Raw genomic sequence first — 2,427 nt, forward strand, 5'->3', positions numbered from 1 at the left:
ATGCCGATCATCGCTGGTTATGCCGATCATCGCTGGTTTTTGGAAAAAGGCTGGTCGTTAAAACAATCATTTAAATGGTTGTATGGCGGTTTAAGTCACCCTGTTGATTTCATCAGGTGGTACATGCCAGATATGCCATGTTGAGTGGGTTATGGCATGTTGAGTAGCAACGGTTTAAAAGCCGGACTGAAAAATCAGGATACCATGCACTTTATTTTTAAAGCAAAAGATGGCAGAATTGCGCGGGTTAGCGGTGCTTACACTGGTCCAACACAGCCTGCAAGTCGCGATAGTGGCATGAGCTGTATCCTGCGAGGAACAGAAGGCGCTAGCCAGGCCGATTACCATGAACTACGATATTCTGTTACAACCAAAACCGGCGAAGAAAAGATCATCACCTGGGGCGATTCTACTTTAAAGCACTATTTCCGTTTCGAAGGGCAAAGCCATCACGCCGGAGAATACCAGAATTATTTAGAATATTTTGCAGATAGCATCAACAATAATTTTACCGCATACCCTGATTTAAAAGAAGGCATCGGGACTGTGGCACTATTACAAGCAATGGATCAATCTTTAGAAACCGGTTTGCCAGTAAAAGTTGATGAAATTTTGAAAGCAAATCACATTACAAGGGAATCGATAGGATTGTAATTGTTTGCCACGGAGACACAGAAAACACGGAACATAATGCGCCATGGTTTGTGTCTCACGAACCAGTAATTGCGAGGCACGAAGCAATCTGTCCAGTAAAATAGATGCTGAAATAAATTCAGCATGACGTAACTATAAAAATGGTCGTCAGGACTCCGTGAATTCTGTGATTCCGTGGCAAAACTAAATAACTAACCAAAATAAACCTAATGGGAAACATTGTAGAACGATTAACCAGTTTAGATTACTTTATCGTAATTGCTTACCTCATCATCCTGATCTTCATTGGTTATCGGGCCAGTTTTTCTAAAAAGAAGAACGATGATGAGACCTTATTTTTGGCCAATAAATCATTAAACTGGAGTAGCATCGGCTTTAACATGTGGGGCACCAATGTAGGTCCGTCGATGTTATTGGCTTTCGCAAGTATTGGCTATAGCACCGGTATCGTAGCCGTTAATTTCGATTGGTATGCCTTTATCTTTTTATTCTTACTGGCCATCGTTTTCGCTCCAAAATACCTTGCCGCCAAAGTGAGTACCATGCCCGAGTTTATGGGCAACCGTTATGGCGATTCTACACAAAACATCCTCGCCTGGTATGCACTGGTTAAGATTTTAATTTCGTGGTTATCGCTCGGTTTGTTTGCCGGAGGTTTTTTGGTCCGCCAGATTTTGGGCATACCGATGTGGCAATCGGTTACCGTATTGGTCGCTTTTGCCGGACTGTTTACCTTTTTCGGCGGTTTAAAAGCCATTGCCAAAGTAAATGTTTTCCAAATGATTTTATTGATCGCCGTTTCATTATCGCTCATGCTTTTGGGACTGAATAAAGTTGGTGGACTTTCTGCTTTATATCAAAAAACACCGCATCATTTCTGGAATTTAATCCAACCCGCCAGCGATCCAAAATATCCATGGTACGCCATTTTGTTGGGGTATCCGGTTGCAGCTGTGGCCTTTTTCTGTACCGATCAATCGATGGTTCAATCTGTTCTGGGTGCTAAGAACTTAAAACAAGGGCAATTGGGCGTGAGTTTTATTGGCTGGCTAAAAATCCTTTCCTTACCATTATTTATTGGAACAGGAATCCTTTGTTATGTGTTATTTCCTGGATTAAAAGATCCGAACGAAGCTTATATGACCATGGTAACCAATTTATTCCCGCCTGGCATGAATGGCTTGGTAATCGTTGTGCTGATTGCGGTTTTGGTGGGTACCATCGGATCTTCTTTAAATTCATTAAGTACCGTTTTTACGATGGATATTTATGTAAAGAAAATCAACCCACAGGCGAGTAATAAACAGATCATCCGCATTGGCCGATGGGCAGTTGTTGCGGGATGTATTTTCGCGGTTATAGTGGTTTTGGCCATTGACAATATTAAAGGATTGAATTTATTCGATGTTTTTCAATCGGTTTTGGGCTTTATTGCACCGCCATTATCGGTGGTGTTTTTACTCACTGTTTTCTGGAAAAGAACCACAAGAAAAGCGGTGAATTTTACACTTTCAATCGGCTCCATTTTAAGCTTGGGCGTTGGTGTAACTTATTTATGGATTTTACCATCGGATAAATACACTTTCTGGCCGCATTATCTGATGCTTTCGTTTTTCATTTTCGCAGGATTAATGATCATTGCGATTTTGATTTCTTTATTGGATAGATCACCAAGTATTTACACGGTTAATGAAGAACACCAGGCCAATATAGAAAAACCAGCAAGAACAGTTTGGATTTCGTGGATTGCATTAGCCATCGTAATGGTTGCAC

At 41.2% G+C, this 2,427-nt stretch carries 2 protein-coding genes; both read left to right on the plus strand.

What is annotated here, in order from left to right:
* Window positions 1-156: 156 nt before the first annotated feature.
* Window positions 157-654: a Gfo/Idh/MocA family oxidoreductase gene (locus tag AC1DPQ_RS24735; protein WP_477611188.1), complete on the plus strand. Its 498-nt coding sequence runs from the start codon at window positions 157-159 to the stop codon at window positions 652-654.
* Window positions 655-863: 209 nt separating this feature from the next.
* On the plus strand, window positions 864-2,427 hold a 1,564-nt coding region (locus AC1DPQ_RS24740; protein WP_477611189.1), incomplete at its 3' end, for a sodium:solute symporter family transporter.

The organism is Pedobacter sp. 01T416_2, assembly GCF_056398925.1.

Coding starts and splice junctions, on each gene's coding strand:
- AC1DPQ_RS24735 (WP_477611188.1), top strand. CDS start 157: ATGTTGAGTAGCAACGGTTTAAAAGCCGGACTGAAAAATCAGGATACC.